28 protein-coding genes and 2 pseudogenes are annotated in these 22,620 nt (G+C 32.7%); 8 read left to right on the forward strand and 22 right to left on the reverse strand.

Features of this window, described 5'->3' with window-relative positions:
• Window positions 1–12: 12 nt before the first annotated feature.
• From AB5359_RS02990 to AB5359_RS03000, 3 genes are read right to left on the reverse strand one after another with little or no spacing between them, the layout of a single operon-like run.
• Window positions 13–477: an NUDIX hydrolase gene (locus AB5359_RS02990; RefSeq protein ID WP_048686945.1), complete on the reverse strand. Its 465-nt coding sequence runs from the start codon at window positions 475–477 to the stop codon at window positions 13–15.
• A 2-nt stretch (window positions 478–479) separates the two neighbouring features.
• Window positions 480–1,295, reverse strand: coding sequence for a phosphotransferase (locus AB5359_RS02995; protein WP_077410368.1), 816 nt, complete (start codon window positions 1,293–1,295; stop codon window positions 480–482).
• Entirely contained in the window at window positions 1,295–1,798 is a 504-nt protein-coding gene (locus tag AB5359_RS03000) for a kinase (RefSeq protein WP_048686943.1), read from the reverse strand. The genes AB5359_RS02995 and AB5359_RS03000 overlap by 1 nt, the downstream gene beginning before the upstream one ends.
• A 77-nt stretch (window positions 1,799–1,875) precedes the next feature.
• On the opposite strand from AB5359_RS03000, the gene AB5359_RS03005 reads away from it, so the two are divergent.
• Complete coding sequence (locus AB5359_RS03005) at window positions 1,876–2,043, forward strand: hypothetical protein (RefSeq protein WP_232001038.1); 168 nt, start codon at window positions 1,876–1,878, stop codon at window positions 2,041–2,043.
• 35 nt (window positions 2,044–2,078) lie between these two features.
• On the opposite strand, the pseudogene AB5359_RS03010 reads toward AB5359_RS03005, so the two are convergent.
• The 9 genes and pseudogenes from AB5359_RS03010 to AB5359_RS03050 form a co-directional block, all read right to left on the reverse strand.
• Window positions 2,079–2,195, reverse strand: a pseudogene (locus AB5359_RS03010) (NUDIX hydrolase N-terminal domain-containing protein); the annotation flags it as partial.
• Between the two features lie 285 nt (window positions 2,196–2,480).
• Window positions 2,481–2,963: a GNAT family N-acetyltransferase gene (locus AB5359_RS03015; RefSeq protein WP_368280206.1), complete on the reverse strand. Its 483-nt coding sequence runs from the start codon at window positions 2,961–2,963 to the stop codon at window positions 2,481–2,483.
• Window positions 2,964–2,981: 18 nt separating this feature from the next.
• A complete protein-coding gene (locus AB5359_RS03020) occupies window positions 2,982–3,500 on the reverse strand; it encodes a GNAT family N-acetyltransferase (protein ID WP_048686937.1) in 519 nt (172 codons plus the stop codon).
• Window positions 3,501–4,059: 559 nt separating this feature from the next.
• Window positions 4,060–4,230 (reverse strand): hypothetical protein, encoded by a 171-nt coding sequence (locus tag AB5359_RS03025; protein ID WP_232001037.1) that lies wholly within the window; start codon window positions 4,228–4,230, stop codon window positions 4,060–4,062.
• Between the two features lie 41 nt (window positions 4,231–4,271).
• Window positions 4,272–4,481 (reverse strand): DUF3923 family protein, encoded by a 210-nt coding sequence (locus AB5359_RS03030; protein ID WP_048686935.1) that lies wholly within the window; start codon window positions 4,479–4,481, stop codon window positions 4,272–4,274.
• A gap of 6 nt (window positions 4,482–4,487) precedes the next feature.
• Window positions 4,488–4,847: a DUF6176 family protein gene (locus AB5359_RS03035; RefSeq protein ID WP_048686933.1), complete on the reverse strand. Its 360-nt coding sequence runs from the start codon at window positions 4,845–4,847 to the stop codon at window positions 4,488–4,490.
• Window positions 4,840–5,142: a MazG-like family protein gene (locus tag AB5359_RS03040; protein ID WP_048686931.1), complete on the reverse strand. Its 303-nt coding sequence runs from the start codon at window positions 5,140–5,142 to the stop codon at window positions 4,840–4,842. Before AB5359_RS03040 ends, AB5359_RS03035 begins: the two co-directional genes overlap by 8 nt.
• A gap of 41 nt (window positions 5,143–5,183) precedes the next feature.
• Complete coding sequence (locus tag AB5359_RS03045) at window positions 5,184–5,630, reverse strand: GNAT family N-acetyltransferase (RefSeq protein WP_048686929.1); 447 nt, start codon at window positions 5,628–5,630, stop codon at window positions 5,184–5,186.
• The gene (locus tag AB5359_RS03050) at window positions 5,630–5,965 is read right to left on the reverse strand and encodes a hypothetical protein (protein WP_048686926.1); all 336 of its coding nucleotides are present in this window, start codon (window positions 5,963–5,965) and stop codon (window positions 5,630–5,632) included. The genes AB5359_RS03045 and AB5359_RS03050 overlap by 1 nt, the downstream gene beginning before the upstream one ends.
• A gap of 138 nt (window positions 5,966–6,103) precedes the next feature.
• Here AB5359_RS03050 and AB5359_RS03055 point away from each other — a divergent pair, with 138 nt between their 5' ends.
• Entirely contained in the window at window positions 6,104–7,681 is a 1,578-nt protein-coding gene (locus tag AB5359_RS03055) for an ATP-binding cassette domain-containing protein (RefSeq protein WP_368280077.1), read from the forward strand.
• A gap of 46 nt (window positions 7,682–7,727) precedes the next feature.
• On the opposite strand, the gene AB5359_RS03060 is transcribed toward AB5359_RS03055, so the two are convergent.
• The 3 genes from AB5359_RS03060 to AB5359_RS03070 form a co-directional block, all read right to left on the reverse strand.
• Window positions 7,728–8,210: a nitroreductase family protein gene (locus AB5359_RS03060; RefSeq protein WP_048686922.1), complete on the reverse strand. Its 483-nt coding sequence runs from the start codon at window positions 8,208–8,210 to the stop codon at window positions 7,728–7,730.
• An 81-nt stretch (window positions 8,211–8,291) separates the two neighbouring features.
• Window positions 8,292–9,899: an ABC transporter ATP-binding protein gene (locus tag AB5359_RS03065; protein WP_368280076.1), complete on the reverse strand. Its 1,608-nt coding sequence runs from the start codon at window positions 9,897–9,899 to the stop codon at window positions 8,292–8,294.
• A 91-nt stretch (window positions 9,900–9,990) separates the two neighbouring features.
• The gene (locus AB5359_RS03070; protein ID WP_048686918.1) at window positions 9,991–10,809 is read right to left on the reverse strand and encodes a helix-turn-helix domain-containing protein; all 819 of its coding nucleotides are present in this window, start codon (window positions 10,807–10,809) and stop codon (window positions 9,991–9,993) included.
• Window positions 10,810–10,962: 153 nt separating this feature from the next.
• Between AB5359_RS03070 and AB5359_RS03075 the strand changes: the two genes are divergently transcribed.
• Together AB5359_RS03075 and AB5359_RS03080 are read left to right on the forward strand one after the other, a co-directional pair.
• On the forward strand, window positions 10,963–11,838 hold the full coding sequence (locus AB5359_RS03075) for an SPFH domain-containing protein (protein WP_020807881.1): 876 nt from the start codon (window positions 10,963–10,965) through the stop codon (window positions 11,836–11,838).
• 66 nt (window positions 11,839–11,904) lie between these two features.
• Window positions 11,905–12,711, forward strand: a complete 807-nt coding sequence (locus tag AB5359_RS03080) for a DUF975 family protein (protein WP_048686916.1) — start codon at window positions 11,905–11,907, stop codon at window positions 12,709–12,711.
• 66 nt (window positions 12,712–12,777) lie between these two features.
• Here AB5359_RS03080 and AB5359_RS03085 read toward each other — a convergent pair whose 3' ends face one another.
• Window positions 12,778–13,353, reverse strand: a complete 576-nt coding sequence (locus tag AB5359_RS03085; RefSeq protein WP_048686914.1) for an XRE family transcriptional regulator — start codon at window positions 13,351–13,353, stop codon at window positions 12,778–12,780.
• Between the two features lie 83 nt (window positions 13,354–13,436).
• On the opposite strand from AB5359_RS03085, the gene AB5359_RS03090 reads away from it, so the two are divergent.
• The 3 genes from AB5359_RS03090 to AB5359_RS03100 all read left to right on the forward strand — a co-directional run bounded on the left by AB5359_RS03090 (window position 13,437) and on the right by AB5359_RS03100 (window position 15,369).
• On the forward strand, window positions 13,437–13,982 hold the full coding sequence (locus AB5359_RS03090; RefSeq protein WP_048686911.1) for a GNAT family N-acetyltransferase: 546 nt from the start codon (window positions 13,437–13,439) through the stop codon (window positions 13,980–13,982).
• Window positions 13,954–14,682, forward strand: a complete 729-nt coding sequence (locus AB5359_RS03095; protein ID WP_048686910.1) for a hypothetical protein — start codon at window positions 13,954–13,956, stop codon at window positions 14,680–14,682. The genes AB5359_RS03090 and AB5359_RS03095 overlap by 29 nt, the downstream gene beginning before the upstream one ends.
• A 138-nt stretch (window positions 14,683–14,820) precedes the next feature.
• Window positions 14,821–15,369, forward strand: a complete 549-nt coding sequence (locus tag AB5359_RS03100) for an RpiB/LacA/LacB family sugar-phosphate isomerase (protein ID WP_232001042.1) — start codon at window positions 14,821–14,823, stop codon at window positions 15,367–15,369.
• A 144-nt stretch (window positions 15,370–15,513) separates the two neighbouring features.
• Here the strand turns inward: AB5359_RS03100 and AB5359_RS03105 are convergent.
• The 5 genes and pseudogenes from AB5359_RS03105 to AB5359_RS03125 all read right to left on the reverse strand — a co-directional run.
• Window positions 15,514–15,624 (reverse strand): annotated as a pseudogene (locus tag AB5359_RS03105) (SPJ_0845 family protein); the annotation flags it as partial.
• 71 nt (window positions 15,625–15,695) lie between these two features.
• Entirely contained in the window at window positions 15,696–16,847 is a 1,152-nt protein-coding gene (locus tag AB5359_RS03110; protein WP_048686906.1) for an NADH-dependent flavin oxidoreductase, read from the reverse strand.
• A gap of 123 nt (window positions 16,848–16,970) precedes the next feature.
• On the reverse strand, window positions 16,971–17,615 hold the full coding sequence (locus tag AB5359_RS03115) for a nitroreductase family protein (RefSeq protein WP_020807889.1): 645 nt from the start codon (window positions 17,613–17,615) through the stop codon (window positions 16,971–16,973).
• Between the two features lie 156 nt (window positions 17,616–17,771).
• The gene (gene thrB / locus AB5359_RS03120) at window positions 17,772–18,635 is read right to left on the reverse strand and encodes a homoserine kinase (RefSeq protein ID WP_048686904.1); all 864 of its coding nucleotides are present in this window, start codon (window positions 18,633–18,635) and stop codon (window positions 17,772–17,774) included.
• 9 nt (window positions 18,636–18,644) lie between these two features.
• Window positions 18,645–19,871 carry a homoserine dehydrogenase gene (locus tag AB5359_RS03125; RefSeq protein ID WP_048686902.1) on the reverse strand — a complete coding sequence of 409 codons (1,227 nt, stop codon included), beginning with the start codon at window positions 19,869–19,871 and terminating at the stop codon, window positions 18,645–18,647.
• 100 nt (window positions 19,872–19,971) lie between these two features.
• Here AB5359_RS03125 and thrC point away from each other — a divergent pair, with 100 nt between their 5' ends.
• Window positions 19,972–21,459 carry a threonine synthase gene (gene thrC, locus AB5359_RS03130; RefSeq protein WP_048686900.1) on the forward strand — a complete coding sequence of 496 codons (1,488 nt, stop codon included), beginning with the start codon at window positions 19,972–19,974 and terminating at the stop codon, window positions 21,457–21,459.
• A gap of 31 nt (window positions 21,460–21,490) precedes the next feature.
• On the opposite strand, the gene AB5359_RS03135 is transcribed toward thrC, so the two are convergent.
• A complete protein-coding gene (locus AB5359_RS03135) occupies window positions 21,491–22,549 on the reverse strand; it encodes an aspartate-semialdehyde dehydrogenase (protein ID WP_020807893.1) in 1,059 nt (352 codons plus the stop codon).
• Between the last annotated feature and the right edge of the window lie 71 nt (window positions 22,550–22,620).

A 22,620-nucleotide genomic window follows, 5' to 3' on the forward strand; every position in this document is an offset into this window, starting at 1 on the left:
ATACCCTCTCCCTTAATTTATAAATGGATAGTCTTCATCAAAGTAATGATAAATAAAAAGTTGATGTTGCTTGTTAAAAATCTTTGGTAATTTGTTTTTAGAAAAATACTTCAGGTCAAGAGTCTCAGAGCTGACCTCTTTTGACGTTTTTTCTACCAATTCAACAACAAATTCAATGGTCACTGCCTGTGCCACATCTTGATTGGGATAACGTTGGATAAAATTAGTTGAGACACCTAACAATGACTTAGTTCTTACTTTTAAGCCAGTTTCTTCTAAGAACTCTCGAACACATGCTTCTTGTGCTGATTCTCCAAATTCTAAAGCACCACCAGGCAAACCCCATGCATCAAAATCTGATCTTTTTTGAAGTAAGATTTTATTCTGATCATTAGCCAAAATTCCACCTGCAAAATTTAAAATAATTGGTTCATGACCAACTTTTTTGCGTAAAGTTTTAATGTAGGCTTGAGTCATTGCTATTCCTCTATGCTGGCGAGCATTCGCTCACCAACTTTCTTAAAAGCTATATCTTCAATTTTCTCAGTGTAATTAAAGATTCCAACTGCTGTTGTGAAAATTAGATATTGTTTCGTCAAACCTAATAGTTGATAATCCGAGTTTTTAGTAGAATATCCCTTTAAAAATGAGTCAATTAAATCCGGATTCAATGAGAAATCTTGATAAAACAATTTGATAAAGTCTTGATATACAGGACCAAGACGTGCTTTTTCAAAATCAATTAAAGTTAACTTCCCACCGATATACTTATAATTTCTGATTCCTACATCCCCATGTAAAACAAAATATGAATTATTTTTCAGATCTTTTTGAATTTCATTTTTATGCGTCATAAATTTTTCAGCTACTTTATTTAACTGACTTTTATAGAAAGAATCTTGAAAAGTATCTATCTCTGACAAGTAGTCATCAAATTGATTTTGGACAACCTTAATCTTAGGAAAAGGCTTAATTTGCATATGAAACTCACCTAAAACTTGTCCCATTTCAAAAGCTAAATTTTGATCAATAGTTGAGGGAATATCTCGAGGTTCAACGTCTTTTAATACTAAAATATATCTGTTATCAATTGAAAAAGTCGTTATCACTCGATCATTCATTTGCCTTGTAACCGTTTCTTCTGTATAACATCCTTGCTCTTTAGCAAATTGTTTTACAAAAACTGACTGCTGATACAAATTACTATAACCTACAAAGGTTTTATTAAGCGATTCATGGTTGATTGGTTTCAAATTACTTTGTAACTTTTGATTTAATTTTTCAATCAAAATCATTATTGGTCCTCTACTTGAATATCATTCATCACAATTGAAATTTCGTCAGCTAAATTCATTTGACTGGTAAAGGCACACTCCGGAATAAAGCCAATATAATCTTCTTCATTCCACCAGGAGCGCATTTTTTCTTCACCAAAAGAATATTCATGACGAGCTTTATGTCGCCTTATTGTTTCTTCAAATGGAATATCAAAATAATAAGCATAAATTTGACTACCAAAAAGCTGCTGAGATTTCTTAAACAAATCGGTATACCATTTTGCATTCAAGATACCTTCTAAGATAGTGTAAGAGCAGTGATGATAACCATATTCAAGCAAATTTTCTAATAAAGGCAAAGCAAATGTCTTTTCTCCGTCTTTAACATTCAGCATTTTCCTTCTAACTGTATCTTGCGGAATCAATAATGTATTGCGCGGCAATCGATAATGAATTTCTTTAGATAATGTAGTTTTGCCACTGCCAGAATTTCCACGAATTATAATTAATTTTGATGTCATTATTTTTATTCACTTTCTCTTAATACTGAAAATAAGATACAATAGCAAAAAAGTTTTATAGAAAATGGTAATTAATTATGAAAAAAGATATTAAATGCTATATAAATCTTTATGATTCAACTAAAGTTAAAACAATTGTTGGAAAGGCTACTAACTTTTTAAACACACCTGAAGCATTACAGGGAAAGAAAGAAGTAGAAAACGGTAATATTAAAAAAAATTGGTTCTTTAGACGATTTAGATGAATGGATTAAAAATCTATAACCTCTTTAACTATTTCTGCCATCATTTCAGCTGAGATATCACGAATTTCTTGATATCGTTCTAAGTCAAAATTATCTTTTCCATAGGTTAAGCCAGCTTGCGCCAAACTTTGAAGTCGCTTTGCCCAATCAATAAGTCGATCTTACTTCATATTTTGCTTCTTCTCTTGTTTATCCAAAACGCTATTCCTCCATAAAAAAGAGTAAAAAGTAATAAACTAATATAAAAATTAGGTGCAATACCGCTCATCGTTACTGCTCTTCCTTTTGATACGTCAATTATTAATCGTACGCCGAAAAGATTAGAGATTTGAAGAACATTAAAATTGATGAATAAATTAATCACAAAATAGAGCATTAATAGGATAAACCATATTCCCACTCCTTTAATCATTAATTTAAATAAGCTTTTCATAAATTTATTTCTCCAAATCTAAAACTAAAACAATTTCTTCTTCAATTTTTTCACCATTAGGCACAAAACTAGCAGCCTTGTATAGCTGTTCAGCAGCAAAATTTGAAGGGACGTAAGAAAGATACAATTTATTTCCATTTCCTAAAGGCATTGTTTTTATATATTTAATAAGCACAGCTAACGCATCTACCCCTAATCCCTGATCTTGATATTTTTGATCAATCATAAAACGCCACAAGCAATAATTATTACGAGCAACTTTTGGTGCACCTTCCCAGTGGTATACATTAAAGTTAATCATTACAAAGCCAACTAAATTATCTTTTTCATAGATAGCAAAGGTCTCAACCTTTTCACCTTCATTTTTAGTTGCATATGCTTCTAGCAAACTAGTCGCATTATCTGCAACATATTCTTTTTGATCTGATTTGACTTTAAGATTTACAACATCCCAAAGATTTTGATTAGTTACCTTTTTTAATTCCATGTTTCTTTTCTCCTAATATTATTTTTTTAAGATAAATTTTTTATGATCATTATCATCAATTCCTTGATACTCAAATCTACTTCGCTTAGCTACATTCTGACTTGCAAAATTCTGAGGATGAGTTCTTAAAATTAAATATTTGAGTCCTAATTGTTCAAATGCATACTTTTTAAGAAATTCGACGGATTCAGTCATAATTCCTAAATGCTGAAAATCATTCGACAGCCAATATCCAACTTCGCCTGACTCTGAATTTAAGTCATGCAAGTCAATCATGCCAGCTGGATTTTTATCAACTAAAATAACCAAATTAAATGCCGTACCATCAACCATTTTCTGTTGGAATTGCTTAATTGAATCTACTTCTTTTTGAACAGAATCAATTTTTTTAGCCCAAACTAACCATTTAGAGAATTCAACTAGATTTTTTTGAAGTTGATCAAACAAATCTTTCGCTTGCCAAGTTTCAGGTAAAACTAACTCAACATCATGTTTACCAGTTACAAATTTATGTAAAACAAACGGATAATTATGCAATCGTCCCACCTCATTTTCATCTTTTGTTTTTTAATTAAATTAAATATTACTTAAATATAATTAATATTTCAATAGATTACTTATAAAATTTTTAACTAAAAAAATAAGCAGAGATCCTTTACAGCCTCTGCTTATGACTTATTTAACTAATGTTTAAATCAACATGAAAGGAATTTTTTCTTAGCTTGTTAATGCTATTTAAATTAAATGATTTTCTTTATACCATCGAATAAAATCTGAAAAGAAAGGCAATGTAAAACTTACGTATCCACGTTCGGGAGCATAGATTAATTGATCATCTAATAAGCGTGCTCGATATACAGAAACATAATTTTGTAGTAACCCAAGTTTAACCGAACAAAATAATGATTTTTATCTTTTTCATAATTTCTTTGAACATTTAAAAGAAAAACTGTCTTTCCACTTCCTCTAACTCCTTAAACTAATGAAGTTTGATACTTTGCATCACTTAGATTTAAATGCATATTTTATACTCATTTTATACTTTGCAATAAATAAAAAAGCAGGTTCATACCAGAATCTGCTTTAGTCTTACTAATTACTTGTCAAACTTATCCAATCTAGTTTGACTTTGTGCGAATTTTCTTTCTTTTTCAATCCTAGTTAATAAATCTATTCGCTTATCTAATTCATCTTGCTCATAATCAGCCACTAATTCAAAAAATGACCCATAATTATCCTTAATTTGTGCTTGTTTTAACGCTTCCATACAAGCATTTCGACTAATCTTATTTTCTATAGTTTGACATATTACTTTTTACTATGCTTTAAAATTGCCAGCCAAATTAGATAACTGATTAAAATGATTAATCCAAATACTCCCCAGATAATTAAAGTAATAATTCTCATTTCAGGTGTTTGTACTACACCTGCGCCGTCAATTTTTCTAACGCAAAGAAATATACTAATCACTATAAATAAGATCAATACAATACTTCCACTAATTTTCCATGCTTTCATTTAGCATTACGCATCCTTTTCAATTACCTTCTCAACAGCCGGTGCAATCAAATCTTCTTCCAATTCCATATCAACTGGCTTATACTCCATATCGATACATTCGTCCCAATATTCAACATGTTTCTTATCAATATAGCTTTCTGATTCTTCAACGGCATTTCCGCCTTCTCCTTGAACCGAATACCAGTAAAAATAGGTATATCCATCTGGATTTTCCTCTTTAAAGACGCTCTCCACGTACATCTTTTCACCAGCCATTGTTGCGACAGTATCAGCGTGATGCTCATTTAGAAAGTCCATCCATTCTTGCGCTTTAGCTTCTTTCCCTTTTTTAATTCTAAAACGAGTAAGTTCTACTTTAGTCATCACTAATTATCTTCTTTCCGTGCACATATTTTCGTTTTGCATTAATTTTCATTTTCTTAACAATATCTTCACCAAGATCACTACCAAGCATTTCGGATATTCCTAGTAAAAATATTGCTACATCAGCCAGCTCTTCATTGATATTTTCTTGGTCTTCTTTTAACCAAGCTTGAAACAGTTCATTCACTTCACCGTACAGCAAAAGAAGTTCAAACTTAACATCAGTAGTATTAAAATTATGTTTTTTCTTGTTCTCAATAACTGCTTTTTGTAATTTTTTCGTATCTATAATCATAACTTCGATCCTCAATATTCTTTATTGGTTTCTGTTATAACTTACTTCATCTCCATCGTATCCTGCGAAAATTCTATTGGATACTCATCAGACCACTTTTCAACTACAGTTTTTACTACTTTAAAACCGTATTTTTCATACAATGCTTTGGCTGCCAAGTTATCAGTAAACACATCTAGCTTTATCGGTCTTTCTAATCGCTTTAAAGCAAACTCTATTAATTTCTTCCCGACTCCATGATTTTGAAAGTTTGGATCTACATATAAAAACGATAATTCATGTGGTCGTAACCCAACGAATCCGACTATTTTTTCTTCTTTAGTAGCTACATACATTTTGCATTTTAACAAATACCGTAAATATGGAGCATCCTTCAATTGGATAAACACCTGCTCCATATTAGCTGTCTCTAATTCCTGCATTCGCGCACGATCCATCACATGACACAATTGGTCGAAATCAGAATCTTTATACTTTCTAATGAACATTAAATATTAAAAGTCACTCCTAGCAAAATAAACAGTCCAATCGCCCAAGCAAAACCTATGGCAACTCCCAAAATCCAGGCCAGCCACATTTTCAGTTTTTTACTTAATAATCTTGCAGCCAATACAAACATTGCACTTTCAGAGATAATTGCTGGATAAGTCACCCAAGATTTTAAATTAAAAATTGGAAAAAGAAAGCTAATAATTGTTGAAGCAATAACTACAATAGCAGGTATTTTTATAGAAGTATTTTCATTAAATGAAAATACAAAACCAATAATAATTGCAATAAATAAAGGTGAAATATTAACAAACGACATTACATTTTCTTGCATGTACACTTCCTCCAAATTCTTTTATTAAAATAATATCTAATACTATTTTAATTTTCAACAAAATATGCTATATTATTTTCATCAAAGAAGAAACGACTTAAATGAAGTCACTTTGATGGGGTCTAGAAAGGTATATTTATGTCACTAAAGTTTGCTAACAAAAAGAAGCTAGCACTTTATGTCTTTTTAGCCTGCATAAGTGCTTGTGGTAATGTCGTTATCGCTTATGTCACGAAGATTATGCTTAACAGCGCGCAATATCATCGTGGCTCATTAAAACAATTAATTCTTATCGCTGCATTGGGAGCAGCATTACTGATTGTTATTATGTTTCTCAATTTTGCTTATAGATATTTACGTTCTGATATTACACGTGATATCAACTTGAAGTTGAAAGAGAAAACTATCACTTATTTAATTGCTCAACAAAATGATTCACAAAAAGACGGTCTAAATTTAATGACTAATGACCTAAAACAAATCGAATCATTAAAAATTACGAATGAATTAATGATTATTTCTGAGATTGCTGCTTTTGCAATTTCAATCTTGGTCGGTCTGATCAATTCCTGGCTTCTAACTATCATTTTCGTTATTGCTACAATTATTCCTGGTTTTATTCAAAAGTTCTTCATTAAGGATATTCAAGATAAATCTGCTATCTGGGAAAAGCAAAATGCTGAATATACTCAAGCTGCAGTTGATGCAATTAATGGATCAAAAACAACCATGCTGTATGATGCACAAATACCTGTTATTTCTTATGTCGCCAAGCAGGCAAAACAAATGGAAAATGCATTAAGAGCTTTAAACTACACTCAAGGTGCGATTTCTACGCTAATTATTACTATTGCTGACATTTTCAGCTTTATTATTCCATTCTTAGTTGGAGCAATTTTAATGTTTAATGGTCAAATTGGTGCTGGTACTTTAGTGATGATCGTGCAGCTATCCAACGACTTCATTAATCCAATTACAATGATTTTTGATCAGCTCAATCAAATTCGTTCGACTAAACCGATTTGGGATAAAGTTCAAAAAGCAATCAATTTTAATAATAAAAATGAAAATGCTGCAAATCTATCGTTTAACCAGCTATCAGTTGAGAAATTAACATATACAGTTGATGATAAAGCTATCCTAAAGAACGTAAGCTTCACTGTTAATGCTAATGAAAAGGTCCTTTTAATGGCTCCAAGTGGCTTTGGAAAAACAACCTTACTCCGCCTATTAATCGGTCAATTACAGCCAACGAGTGGTGCCATTATAATTGATCAACAAAATGTAACCGGTAATTGGCAAAAATCGCATGATTACTTTGGATACATTAATCAAAAGCCATTCATGTTTGACCGCAGCTTGCATTTTAACTTAACCTTAGGTAAAAAATATTCAGAAGAAGATTTAAATGAAGCAATTAAATTAGCTGGTCTAACGGATTTAGTCAAAGAAAAGGGCCTTGATTACCAGGTGGGTCAAAACGGTAATAATCTTTCTGGTGGTCAAATTCAAAGAATTGAAATTGCCAGATCTATTTTGGCTAAACGTCCAATCTTGCTAGCCGATGAGGCAACGAGCGCTTTAGACAATGAACTATCATTGCAAATACATCAAGTTTTACTCAAAAATTCGAATTTTGCAGTAATTGAAGTTGCTCATAAGATCTCACACCAAGAAAAAGAAATGTTTGATAGAATTATTGACTTGAGCAAATAAAAAACATTGGTCCAGACTTAGGATCAATGTTTTTTACTATCTCCAATTATTTTCTCACAATCTTATAACGATTTGATCTATCTTCAGGCTTTCCATTATCAGCAGGATAGCCAATTGGCAAAAGTACTGAAGTTTCGTAACCCTCATCCATTCCCAACTCTTTTTGAACCTCAGGGAATTTATTTAGTGCAATTACTCCACCCATTACATAAACAGAAGCTAGGCCCAAATCAACAGCTTCAACCATTACATTTTCTGCTGCTACCGAAGCATCTCTTTCACCAAATTGACTATCTTTTTTAGTATTGATCATAAAAACAAGTGGTGCATTATAGCAAGAATTGTTAGTATTGTCCTCAATTTTCTTAAGAAGTTCTGGATCGGTAATTACACTTAGCTCCATAACTTCAGTTTGGTGCAGTGCACACGGTGCAGCTTGAAAAGCATCAATTAACTTTTGAATCTTTTCTTCATCTACTTTTTTACTAGTATATTCTCTAACAGCTCTTCTTTTAAAAATTGCGTTCATTTTCTACTCCTTAAATGAATATTTTTAATAAATCGCTTTCACAAATTTATTCTATTACACTAATATTTAATAAGCAATTCTTTAAATTTCAATTATTTGGTCAAAAGCAGACTTATTTTCATTATGAAGTTGATGACTAACAAAGATTACAGTTGCATCCTCTAGCCCTAAAAAAGTATTCTCCACTTTAAGCGCAGTTTTCTTATCTAAATTACTAGTACTTTCATCAAGTAAAAATAGTTTTCTCTTTCTCAATAAACCTCTAGCCAAAGCAAGCCTCTGCTTTTGTCCGCCAGAAAAGTTGTTACCATTTTCATTTATTTCTGTATTTAGTCCATCAGGTAAGTTACTTATTGTTTTCCATAGATTAGCCTTTTTTAGCGCGTCGATTATTTCATTATCTGTAAAATGTTCTCCTAAGGTTAAGTTATAACGAACAGTATCATTGAATAAATATGGAGTTTGCTCCACATAAAGTAAAATTTTCTGTAGAGCACTATACTTTAATCGATTTAGTTCTACTTTATTCAGCTGAATCTCACCGGTATAACTTCTTATTTGTCCAGAAATAATTTTCATAAAAGCAGTCTTACCACTACCCGATTTGCCATAGATTCCAACTTTTTGATTTTTTAAAATACATAGATTTATCGGATGAGCAAATACCTCTCTATCTTGATACTTCTTCTGTAAATTAATTACTTCCAAGGAATCAAACTTATTTTCAGTACAATCTTGTCCCTCTTCTTTATAATTCTTTTTCTCAGTTAAATGATACTTATCAAAAATTGGTTTTAACGCTGTCATTTCAGTCCATATCGGTGCAATTACAGCTAAAGAGTTAAAAACGTTATAAGCTAAATTTCCAGACGAACCTATTACACCAATTGAAATTATCTTTTCAAGCGCTAAATAGCCGGTCCACGCTTGAATTCCAACTTGACCTAAAATATTAGAAAAACCTGCGATATTATTAGCAATTGATTGGTACTTCGCTTGCTTAACCTTTTTATCTAATAAAAATAATGCTGCTTCAGTAACTCTAGCCTCCAATTGCTTTTCAACTCCAAAAATTGAAAAGGTATTAAATCCCCGTAAGCTATCATTAATAACATTCAATAATTTTTCATTAGCCTTAGTCGTCGAAAGACTAGCACTAGCAAGTCTTTTATGAATAAGTTGCGGTAAAAACACTGTTAAAAAAGAAACTAAAGCAATAATTGGGATAAAAGTCCATGAGAACTTAGCTAAGGCAATCATTGAAAACAAAGGATCTGTAATGATTTGTACGCTCTGCAAAATATTGTAAAAGCCATCATTTTCGATCGTAGTCACGTCATTAGTTAACCAAGACGCATAAACTCCCGTGTCTTGCTTATTAAATTCCTCAATTGATTTTCCTGATAATTGACGAATAATATCTTTTCTTAAGTCTAGACTCAAAAGCTGCACTGTCTTAGCCATTTGGATTTGCATCAATACTAAGAAAACAGACAAGACCGCAAACACTGCAATATCAATTATCACCCAATAAAAGAAGCCATGAGATTCTAACTTAATTAAGGCATTAAAAATATTTACGTTAATTAAAGCATGCGTCACTCTTAGAACCGAAGTAATAATAGTTAAAACAATTACAATTCCTACTGCCCCAGGTCTTTTTCTTAAATAATGAAATAAGTAATTCATTTTGTTCACCTCGCTGCAATTATTATTGAGCAAGGTAAATAAGAAGAGACTGCTTTGTCGTAATAGAAATTGCATTGTCGTATACGCACATTTAGTTGCTTAGATGAGGCAAAACAGAAACGAAATCTTTCCATCCTGCTTTTTCAAGAACACCACCAATAGTCTTTACTTCATCTATATTTTTATTGAAAACAGCTTGATAATAATTCTTAAGTATTTTAACTAAAAGTAATTCCGAAGCATTTGAAAGTTTTGAGATATATTGTAGTGGTTGCTTTATCAATTCAGGTGTGTTGTGTTCATAACACTTATCTAAAAAGTTAATGCAAATTCCTCCTAAGATCTCTTGCGTCTTTATAGGCAACTCGGCTGGCTGTTGATACTTAACTAAAATTGCATTTACTAAAAAAGTTAGCTCATCTATATCGTAAACACGAATCGTTTCTCTAAATAACTGCAGCGAATTTTCATTCCAATTATTATCTTGAAAAACAAATTTCTTCAAATCGTTCTTTAATTCATCTGGAATATCATCTGCTTTTGTTAAATAAACATTCAAAACCAATTCAATTTGCAGCTGATAATACTTTTTTTGCTTAGAATCTGGCAATTGATCGATATCTTTTTTTATTGCCAAAAGCGTTTGCTTATCTTTTTTCTCATAAGCATCCCCTATTTCTTTTATAAAATCTCTTTTTTTCTGAGAATTAGAACTAGAAAGATGAGCAAAGAAAGCTGCATTGTCAATATGATGTCTATTGAGAATAGCAATTAATTCATCAGCACTAATTTGATGAATATTTCGTTCTACTTTTGAATAATAAGAAGTTGAAACAATGCCGGCTGCCATCTCTGTTTGAGTTAAGCCGAGAGATTGTCTTGTTTGTTTTAGCAATTCACCAATAGTCATTATATGTCCACCTCATCTTCTACTTTCTACAATTATAATCGATTTTTATGCGCCTAAATAATTTTTATCTGAAAAATATTTTAAAAACTATTTCATTTTACTAAAAATATTGGGATAATATAAGTCAAAATTAAGAAAAGGAGTCAAAGTATTATGTTAATGCGAATTTTACTAATTGTTTTGGTGATCTTACTTTTAGTTTTACTAGCTTTAAGCTTTCATATTGTTCCGCAAAACTATGAAGGCTTAGTTGAAACATTAGGTAAGTATTCACGCACTGTAAAAGCAGGCTTTGTGATGATTTTTCCTGGAGTTCAAAGAATTAGAAAAGTTTCGCTAGCTCTTCAGCCTTTAGAAATTTCTAAATACCGAATTATTACCAAAGATAATGCTGAAATTACTACTAGCCTAACTTTAAACTATCTTGTCACTGATTCTTACAAGTACTTCTACAACAACACTGATTCTGTTGAATCGATGGTGCAATTAATTCGTGGTCACCTTCGTGATATTATTGGTCGAATGGAATTAAATGAAGCTTTGGGTTCAACTAGTCAGATTAACGCGCAACTTGCGGATGCAATTGGCGATTTGACTGATATTTACGGCATTCGCGTTGTTCGGGTCAATGTTGACGAATTGCTTCCTAGTCCAGAAATTCAAAAGGCAATGGACAAACAGTTAACAGCCGACCGTGAAAAGACTGCTGCGATTGCACGTGCTGAAGGTGAAGCAAGAAATATTGAATTAACCACTAAGGCTAAAAATGATGCTCTAGTTGCAACTGCTAAAGCAAATGCAGAAGCTATTAAAACGCAAGCAGATGCGGATGCTTACCGAATTAAGAAATTGCAAGAATCACTTGATCAGGCTGGTGAAGGCTACTTTAGAAATCAAAGTCTTGATAGCTTCAACCAACTTGCTCAGGGTCCTAACAATTTAATCGTCGTTGATAAAGACGAAATTAGCAATTTAGGAAAAATTCCAGCTGCTAAAAAAATTTGGGATCAAAGCAAAAATGAAGACTAAGAAAGCAAAGACTTCTAACCTTTTTGAGCTAGAAGCCTTTTATTTTCACTAAGAAAGGATCAAATAATGGAAATCAACCGCAAAGAATTAAGACAAACTGCTCGTAAACAGCTTAAAGGTAACTGGCTGTGGGTAATTGGATTGTTAATTATTCCTGGAATTATTAACTTATTCCTTGAATACATAACTAATTATGTCTGGACCGGTAGTTTTAATACTAATAATCTTTATCTGGTTTCATGGTGGCAAGGCTTAGGCTGGAGCATATTCACTATAATTACCGCCTTGATTGCTACTATGCTTGCCTGGGGAGTTCAATATTCAACGCTGGCTTTTAGAGATACAGGTGAAAAGCCAAATGTTTTTAAAGCAATTTTTTCTAGTTTTACTAATGGCTATTTTTCTAAAACGTTCCTTACTAGCTTACTAACTACTCTATTTACTTTTTTCTGGGGACTTTTATTAATAGTTCCAGGGATCATTAAAAGTTTTTCCTACGCAATGACGCCTTACATTATGAAGGATATGATTGATTCAAAGCACGAAATGACAGCAACAGAAGCAATCAGTGAATCACGCAAGATCATGAAAGGCAATAAAACTACTTTATTCATCATTTGGTTAACTTTCAATATTTGGTATTTTATTATTACTTTAATTGGAATAGTTATTGCTTTTCTTTACCTGAAACCATTTAATAAACCGTTAGCTGATCTCATTTTCCAAGCATTGATTGCATATTTAATTGCAATTATTCTAATCGCTATCATCAACTTTCTGCTCTCCCTTTACCTTCAACCATATTATCGTCAAACTGTTGCCAATTTTTACCGCAGTTTAGCAGGCGATAAGTATCTAAAAAAAGGGAAATAATTAAATAGACTAGCAAAAAATACGATCTAAGACTCAATGTCCTAGACCGTATTTCTTCTATAGTAATCAAACAGCTGTCCATTTTTTATTGTGAAAATGAGTAAACAAATTCTTATTTTCTCTTAAAAGTTGCACAATTCCCTGCTTATCTATTAATTCTATTTGATTTTCCTTTAAAAACTGTATAATTGTATCAAGCTTTTGATAGTCAATATTTCCTAAAGACAATGTGTATTTCTGTCCATCTTTTGTATCAAGATATAAGTTAAGATAATCTGGGTTAAAATCAACAGGACTGATTCTGATATTTTTCTTATAGATAATTTCCGTATTTTCAATATTAGCTAGTTTTATCACTTGCTCATCTTTTTTATGTAAGCCTAAAAGCTGCATCAATTTAATAGCATCATTATTGCTATAAGAAGTAATTTTCACTTTCTCATTATTAATCCTCCAATAAGAATTAAAGCATGTTGGCAAAGTAATAAAAATTCCTAGAATTAAAACAATCAGAAATACCCACCATGGTAAATAGCCAAAGCCAGTAACAAATAATGAAAGTATAACAATTGCAGCTGCTCCGATTAAAACATGGCTAATTTTTACCGGTTTACCAATAACTATTTCATTTGCATTTTTCATCTCAATCGCCTTCTTCTGTCATTATCTATATTATAAAGCGCTTTCAAAAAATGCTAATATAATAAATAATCAAGGAGATCATTATGAAAAAAGTTAGTTTAACCCAATTTACAGAAACATCATTAAAAGAAATTTGGAAACAAGGATTTTCAAGCGATCATCCTGAATGGACCAAATTTAATGCGCCATACTTCAATGATTATCAGAAATTTACTAATTCTGAATCATTCAAAGAAAGCACCATTGCTAAATATTTATTAAGTGAAGATTGTCGCTGCATTATAGTAAATAATCAACCAATCGGTATGGTTTCAAAAGATTGGATTGATAAACAAACTCGCTGGCTTGAAATCGGAATCGTAATCTATGATTCAAACAAATGGAGCGGTGGTTACGGCACAACTGCGCTACAAATTTGGATTAATCATATTTTTCAAAATATTGACAAGCTGGAGCACATTGGGTTAACAACTTGGTCTGGTAATCCTTCGATGATGCACGTTGCTGAGAAACTCGGATTTCAAAAAGAAGCTCAAATTAGGAAAGTACGATATTACAATGGTAAATATTACGATTCCATGAAATATGGAATATTAAGGGATGAATGGAAAAATGTCTGTAGAAATTAAAAAGATTAAAAATAATCAATATATTGTTTGGTGCGATGAAAAAGACATAGGCACTATTACTACTTACCATAACGAATTCCATAATAAGTATCTTTATCTAAAATTTAACCTGACTAAATATCCTACTTACTTTCCATTTAGCAAAATCAAGCAAATCGAAGGTCAATCCCTTCAAGTAATGACTGATTCAACTAATACTAATTTAATCCATTTATTACTTCAAAATGGATTTAAATGTAAACGTCAATGCTACACTCCTGAAGTAACAAAAAAAGATTTGAAAATACAGCTTAATTCTAATTATTCTATCCATCCCTTCAATGCAAATAGTAAAAATTACTCTGCGCCATGTCATTTGCTGTATCAATACTATCAAGAAGTGCATCAAGCTGTATCTCCTTTAACTGTTTCTGAAAATACTTTTGTCAAAGAAGTTCCAACCAAAACTGGCTATTACAGTACAAATAAAGATGGGAAAATTGAAAATTTCGTTTTTACTGAAAAAAATGAGATAGCTTATATCTGCTCATTTAGCGAAAAGTCATGTGATCTATTTATTCAGGCAGTTTTAAGCAAAATGTTCAATAAGTATTCCTCTATTTTCTTTGAAGCAGACGACACAGATTGGGCTGCAACTAAGTTACTTGATTGCTTTAATGTCAATAAAGAAAATAGTTTTAATACTTACCTTTACTATTAGACTTATAATTAAAATAGAATATTTTTTTAGAAAGAAGCTAATAATGAAAATTGGTCTTATTCAAGCGAGTTCTCAAAAAGAAAAAACAAAACTTTAGAACATTATTTAAATGCAGCAATTAACTCTGACGATAAATTAATCAACTTCGGCATTTATCCAGACAGTAAAATTCAACTATCCTACGTTCAAATTTCCCTAGCAATTGCATTATTGATTAATAGTAAATCTTTAAATTTCATTGTTACTGGATGCTCATCTGGCCAAGGAATGATGCTGGCTTGCAACACTTTTCCAAATATTCAATGTGGCTACATTCCTACTCCACAAGATGCTTTTTTATTCAGTCATATTAATAATGGAAACGTAGCTTCTTTTCCTCTAGGTCTAAATTGGGGTTGGAGCGGAGAAATTAATTTTGCGGAAACTATGAAATCCCTCTTTAAACAGCCTTGGGGCACTGGCTATCCGCCCTCTCAAGCATCCCGAAAAATGGAAAATACTACAGAGGCAAAAGAACTTAACCAGCTCAATAAAAAATCGATGATTTCTATTCTTCCTTCTGTTGATCCAGATCTCCTGATTCCTGTCTTAAAGTACGAACCAGTTTATGATTTTATTATTAAAAATGATACAAATCATGAACTAGTTGATTTGATTCAAAAACTAAAGCAGGACTATTTCAATTAGACATAAATAAAGACCACGTCTAAATGATATAGTCCTGCTTTAGTGGATTTTATACTACTTCTTATCTTTCTTCTTTTTACTCTTTACTTCAGGTTCCTTCTCCTCATTAATGACATTTGGAGTTTGACCACCATTCTTTTTAGGCTTATCAAGACCTTCACCTGGTCTTTTCGGCGTCTTTTTGGGATCTGGAACAGTCGCAAATTTATCAAGCATTTGTTGTAAGTTGTTAGGATTGTTAAAAGTTAGTCCCATTGTTATCATCCTTTTCTTTTTCTATGATTATAAAACGGAATTAACAAACTGACAAATGTTTAGAAATAAATTTACTTAACCTTAAGAGCCTTGCTATAGTCAACTTCTCTTAAAACCTTAGCAAAATCAGGACGCTTAGTTTCCATATCCATCACTTTATGTAAGCCAGGTGTTAAGGCTTGCTCCTTTTCTTCTGCTTCTGACATTTCAGTGATTACTTCATTTCCTTTACCAGCAACTACCTTAGCTGCAAAGTTGGCATCAATTAGCTGTGCACGACCAGCTGCTACTAAATCGGTATAATTCAAAGCATCTTCTGCATCTGCCTGACTCATTACATCCCCAACAATGATTAACTTTGTATCCTCACCAATCACTGGTCTAAATAGTTCCGCAAATGTCTTATCAGAATCTTTTGGCTTAGCCTTATAGTCAGGGAGTGATAAGTGAATATAGTCAAAGTCAAACTTATTAGTTAACTTATTAATCAATTCAGTTGACTCCTGCCAAGTGTAACCAACATTATCTGGATTAATCTCTTCAGGACTAATACGGTAGCCAATAATAAAGTTCTTAGATGCATACTTTTTAACTACTTCAAATACTTCTTTAGCAACTGCTAGAGGAAATGCTTCATAATCTCCCCACTTATCATCACGATGATTAGAGAATCGTGAGAAGAATTGCTGAATTAAGTAGTGGTTGGCTCCATGAATTTCAACACCATCAAAACCAGCATTAATTGCCCGCTTAGTTGCAGCCCCGAAATCTTTTACCACTTGATCGACTTGTTCAGTCGTGAAGGCTTGGACTCCATAAGGTAAAAATGGATAGTTTGCCGTATCAGGGGCATATACTGGTAAGCCCAAGTGAGCGCGATAATTTGCTTCTCGTCCAGTGTGGGCAATTTGAAGAAGTGCTTTATTGCCGCCTGACTTCATTGTCTTTGCCATCTTGGTTAAGCCAGGTAAAAATTTATCATCATAAACTGCTAATTGAGTTCGATCATCTGCCCAAGTAATTGCTGGGCCGCCTGCTGGACTAACATAATTATATTCTGAAATAACTAAACCTGCCGAATTTGCACGTGCTTTCCAGTAAGCAAGCGTATCATCAGTAACTGCACCTTCTAAGCCACTATTAGTCAACATTGGGGGTTGAACCATACGATTATTAATAACTGCACCATGTTTAAAAGTTACTTTATCTGATAATTTTTTCATAACAATGACACTTTCTATAATTATCTTACTTTTTGTTAGTTGATAATTATATTGTAGTACCGGTCCTTTCTTACGTAAAGTAAGTGTTTAAAAAGCGGTATTTTTTAATACCGCTTCTCTCGTCTATTCAAATTTCAAAATATCATCAACTGGATATCTAACTGACTTCAATTCTTGTACGCTTGTATCTGGTTTACCAATCGCAATACCCATCACTGGAACATATTGTTCTGGATCGAGTCCCATCACACTAGCAGCTTTTTTAGCATCATAACCGGCCATTGCATTTGTTTCATAACCGTGTGCACGAGCAACTAACATCAATTGCATGGCAGCAAGCGAAGAATCAACCATCGCATCAGCTGTAAGCATTGTCTTATCTGCATGCTCATACAATGGTAAGAAAGTGTTGTAAACCTTATCTAATTCTTCCTTAGAAATTCTCTTTTCTTCATACATATGATCCCATAAGGCACGATACTTCTTAAATGCTAAAGTATTGCCAAAAATTTGAATAATTGCACTTGAAGTATCAATTTGCGGATTATTAAATGGCATGTAAAATTCATGCAATTTCTTCTTACCTTCGTCAGTGTCTACTACGATAAACTGCCAAGCTTGCAAGTTACATGCTGATGGTGCAGTAATTGTTTCCTTGATCATTTCTCTAAGTTCTTCACGAGGAATTTTTACAGTCTTATCAAAGTGACGAACTGAATGACGATTAAGTAATACATCCCTAAAATTATTATTTTCAAATTGTGTCATCAAATTTACCTCCCATATATTAGCGCTTACATATATAATTATAGACTAAATTTTTATCTACGCACACAAAAACGGATATGACCTAAAACCATATCCGATCTACATAGTTTGATACTGAACTAACACAATTGCGTTAGTTCTAGTCTTTTATTTAATCTATTCTTCTACAAATACGCCTTGAGAACTGGCCTTTAGTTGCTCAATTCTATCATCTAAGCCAACCTCTCTTAGACTTTCAATAAATTTTTCAGTCCTACTATGTTCAATAATTGTCATCACAGTAGAACCAGCACCACTCAAATAAGTAGCAAAAGCTTCATGCTGATGAACAATTTCTCTAATTTTCACTAATTCAGGAACTAATTTTTGCCGATATGGTTCGTGAAATTCATCTGCTTCAATCATTTTCTTAGCTGTTTCATAATCTTGCAAAGCTAAGCTAGCTGTTAAAGTCCCTAAAATGCTACTTGCATGTGTCGCATTCTTAAAAGCTAGCTTTTCAGGTAAAGCATTTCTTGAAGCTTTCGTGTCTAATTCATAGCTAGGAATATAAGCAACAAAGTCAAATGGAATCAACGGTAACTCTTGAAAATAATATTGATCCTCTATCTTACTTGCAACTACCATTCCGCCTAAGATAGCAGGCATTACATTATCTGGATGTCCTTCAATCTTAGCAGCAATTCTACACTTATCTTGCTCGCTTAAATTAAGATTAGCTAGTTGATTTGCTAATTCAATTCCAGCTACAATCGCAGTTGAACTACTTCCTAAACCACGACTTAGGGGAATTTGACTCTTAACTGATAGATGATGCGGCGTTACTCTAGGAGCAAGTTCTAAAGCGGTTTTAACAATTAAATTATTTTCATCATGACTTATTTCATTCATATCGTGTTCAACAAACCATTTATCACTTGCTTCCAGTACATCAAGCTCTAAAAACATTGAGACGGCAGTTCCCAGACAATCAAATCCAGGCCCCATATTTGCTGACGTTGCAGGTACAAAAATTTTCATTTTCTATCCTTAATAAACTTCATACAAACTATAAACTTTAATATTTTTTTCTTTCAAAGAGCTAAAGAATTTAGCTTTTTGATCAGCGGTTACATTACCTGTTAAATAGTAGCCATATTGGTCATCATTCAAAAAATCAGCCTCTTCAATTTGATATCTATCCATTAAATTGGCTACTACTTTGTTTTGAGAACTATCAACTTTAAACCAATATTGTCTAGTAAAAATATCCTTAACACTCACTGAAACAGAGTTCCAATCAGTTTTAAAAGGAGCTTCTTTTTTAGCTACAGCTACTAAATCATTGATAACACTATTAGCAGTTGGAAGTTTGCCAGCACCTGGACCATAATAAAATGACTTTCCAATCGCATAGCTTTCTATTTCGATACCATTAAATTCATTCTTAGTCTGGCCCAGCATACTATTCTCAGAAACTAGCATGGGCATTACAACTGGATAATAAGTACTATTTTGAGTTTCAAGTTTGGCAATAAGCTTCAGTGTATAGCCAAATTTTTTAATTACTGCTAGTTCTTTTTTATCTATTTCTGTAATACCCATCATTTTAATTTGATCAAGCTTTAAATTAATGCCAAAGGCTAGTCGACCAAGAATAATTAACTTATATGCCGCATCCTTACCACTAACATCATTAGTTGGATCAGCTTCTGCAAAACCTAACTTTTGTGCTTCACTCAAAGCTTGCTCGTATGACCAGTTATTATCTGCCATCTGGGTCAAGATATAGTTACTGGTGCCATTAACAATACCAGAAATCTGCTTAATCTGATCTCCAACATAGTTTTGATTTAAGATTCTTAAAATTGGAATTCCACCAGCAACGCTTGCTTCGTAGAACAAGCTGCCTTGATGCTCTTTAGCAATTGACATCAATTCGGGGCCAAAACTTGCAACTAAATCCTTATTAGCAGTAATTACAGTACGCCCCTGCTTTAAAAGCTCTGATACATACTCTTTAGCCGGGTGAAGACCGCCCATCACTTCAATGACTACTTTAATATCCTGATCTTGACTAATTTGCTCAAAATTTGTAGTTAGATTTAGATCTGGGTATAAACTACGATATTTATCAATATTTCTTACCAATATTTTAGATGTCTTAAATTCTGTATTAGTAATTTGTCTTATTTTTTCTTTACTATGTTTTAAAATATCAATTACACCAGAGCCAACCGTGCCTAGTCCGAGCATTGCAACTTCAATGGTTTTCATTTTAAGGGCCTCTTTAATAATTTTTTTATTTTTGATTGTATCATAGTCACTAAACAGGTTACAATGATAAGAACAAACATGTTTTAAGAAGGAGTAATTTATGCAATATCGCAGTACACGTGCTAACTTAAATTATCAATTAGATGCTCCCGCAGCTATTATCCAAGGATTATCACCAGAAGGTGGACTTTTTGTTCCAACTACTTTTCCTAAGCCAATTTTTGACTTAGAACAATTTAAAAATATGTCCTATCAAGAAATGACTAAAAAAGTTTTAGCAACCTTTTTTGATGATTTTTCAGATGACCAACTTTCTCAAATTGTAGATGAAGCTTATGGTAATCAATGGGATGACAAAGAAATTGTCAAAATTGCTAAACATGCAAACAATTATTATCTGGAACTCTTTCATGGTCCAACGCTTGCCTTTAAAGACATCGCCTTACAAATACTTCCACGCTTAATGCATACAGCTATCAAAATTAAGCAAAATGATTCTGACATCATTATTCTAACTGCTACTTCAGGAGATACTGGTGGTGCAGCAATGAGTGGCTTTAAAGGTCAAGAACATACTCATGTTATTGTCTTCTACCCGTACGGCGGTGTAAGTCCTGTACAACTAAGACAAATGCTGGGACTTAAAGGCGATAACTTAACTGCGATTGCCATTAAAGGTAACTTTGATGATGCGCAAACTAACGTGAAGAAAATTTTTAATAATCAAGCTTTAGTTGAAAAATTAAAACTGAACAAATTGCAATTTTCTTCCGCTAATTCAATGAATATTGGCCGTTTAGTTCCACAAATTGTCTATTATTTTTATAGTTATGTTCAACTAGTTAAAAATGGTGAAATTACAACCGGACAAAAAATTAACTTTTCGGTGCCAACTGGGAACTTTGGCGATATTCTTGCCGGCTACTATGCTAAAAAATTGGGCTTACCAATTCATAAACTTATTTGTGCTTCTGATCAAAACAATGTTTTGACTGATTTCTTTAAAACTGGTACTTATGATCGTCAACGTAAGTTTTATTTAACTAACTCTCCTGCCATGGATATCTTAGTTTCAAGTAATTTAGAGCGCCTTCTATTTGACCTCTACGGTGAAGATTCTAATGAGTTAGCTCACTTAATGAATGAACTAAATACTAAAGGAAAATACACGGTTAGCCCTATTGTTAAGGAAAAATTAGATCAATTATTTGCTGCTGGTTTTGTTACGGAAGACGAAGTTGAAGATGAAATTAACCGTATTTTTATAGCAGACCAGTATACGCTTGATCCTCATACAGCTGTCGCTTCTTTTGTAACCAAGAAATATCAAGAAACAAGCCTTGATCAAACGTCAACGGTGATAGTTTCAACTGCTAGCCCATATAAATTCCCTGAAACAGTCTTTCATGCTCTTACTGGAAAAGAAGTAAAAGAAAAAGGCGTTCCAGCCATTAAAGAACTGAATAGTTTTCTACAAGAAGACTTAAGCGGGAATGTACATAATCTAATTCAAACTGGTAATTATCAAGAGCAAATAATTAAAGCCGGTGAAATGGAAAATACTTTACTTAATATTTTGGATATCTAAAAAAGGAATGAGTTAAAAACTCATTCCTTTTTTATAACCAATCATTAGCAACTAGTTTTTCAGCAATTTGAACAGTATTTCCAGCTGCGCCTTTTAATAAATTATCAGCTACAACCCACATATTAAAGGCTCCGGGTGTTTCTAAATCTGGCCTAATTCGACCAACAAAAGTATCGTTAGATCCAACTGCATTTAATGGTTGAGGATATTCTTGTTTTCTAAAATCATTCTGTACTTGAACTCCTGGGAAGTCTTTTAAAACCTTCTCTAGATCAGATACAGTAGCATTTTTATCTGCCAATTCAAAATAAACACTTTCGCCATGAGCAATTTCAACTGGAACACGAACACAAGTAGCTGTCACTTTAATATCAGCTGCATTCATATCGTTTAAGAGAATCTTCTTAGTTTCGTGAATCATCTTCCATTCTTCATGACTATAGCCATCGTCTTCAAAAACATCAATTTGTGGCAATAAGTTAAATGCTAAAGGATAATGCTTTTTATCTCCTGCAGTTGGCAAAACTTCAGCTTCATCTCTAATATTTTTACCTGCCATATAATCTTTAGCTTCTTTGAACAACTCTTCTAAAGCTGCATGACCAGCACCAGAAGCTGCTTGATAAGTTGATACAATTACTCGCTTCAAACCAAATTTATCCATCATTGGCTTTAAGGCCATTACCATTTGAATTGTAGAACAATTTGGATTAGCAATAATACCATGATGATTTTTAATTTCCTCGCCATTAACTTCAGGAACAACTAATGGAACATCAGGATCCATCCTAAATGCACTAGTATTATCAATGCAGACACTGCCTCTCTTAACAGCCTCAGGCAAAAACTTTTTAGAAACTGCACCACCAGCAGAAGATAAAACTATGTCAACACCGGAAAATGATTCTGGTTTAGTTTCTTCAACTTCTACTTCTTGATCACGAAATTTTAGCTTCTTGCCAGCAGATCTTTTAGAAGCTAAAAATTTAACTTTTTTAACTGGAATAGTGGATTGCTCAAGTTGTTTGATCATTCGCTGTCCCACTAAGCCAGTTGCACCTAAGATAGCAACCGTAAATTCTTTTTTCATAATATGTCCTCATTTCTTTTATTTGTAGGTTATAATGATGCATAATATAAGTCAACTAGAATTTTTCGAGG

Source organism: Lactobacillus sp. RTP31084st1_F9_RTP31084_210423, from assembly GCF_040919545.1.
GTDB lineage: Bacteria > Bacillota > Bacilli > Lactobacillales > Lactobacillaceae > Lactobacillus > Lactobacillus paragasseri.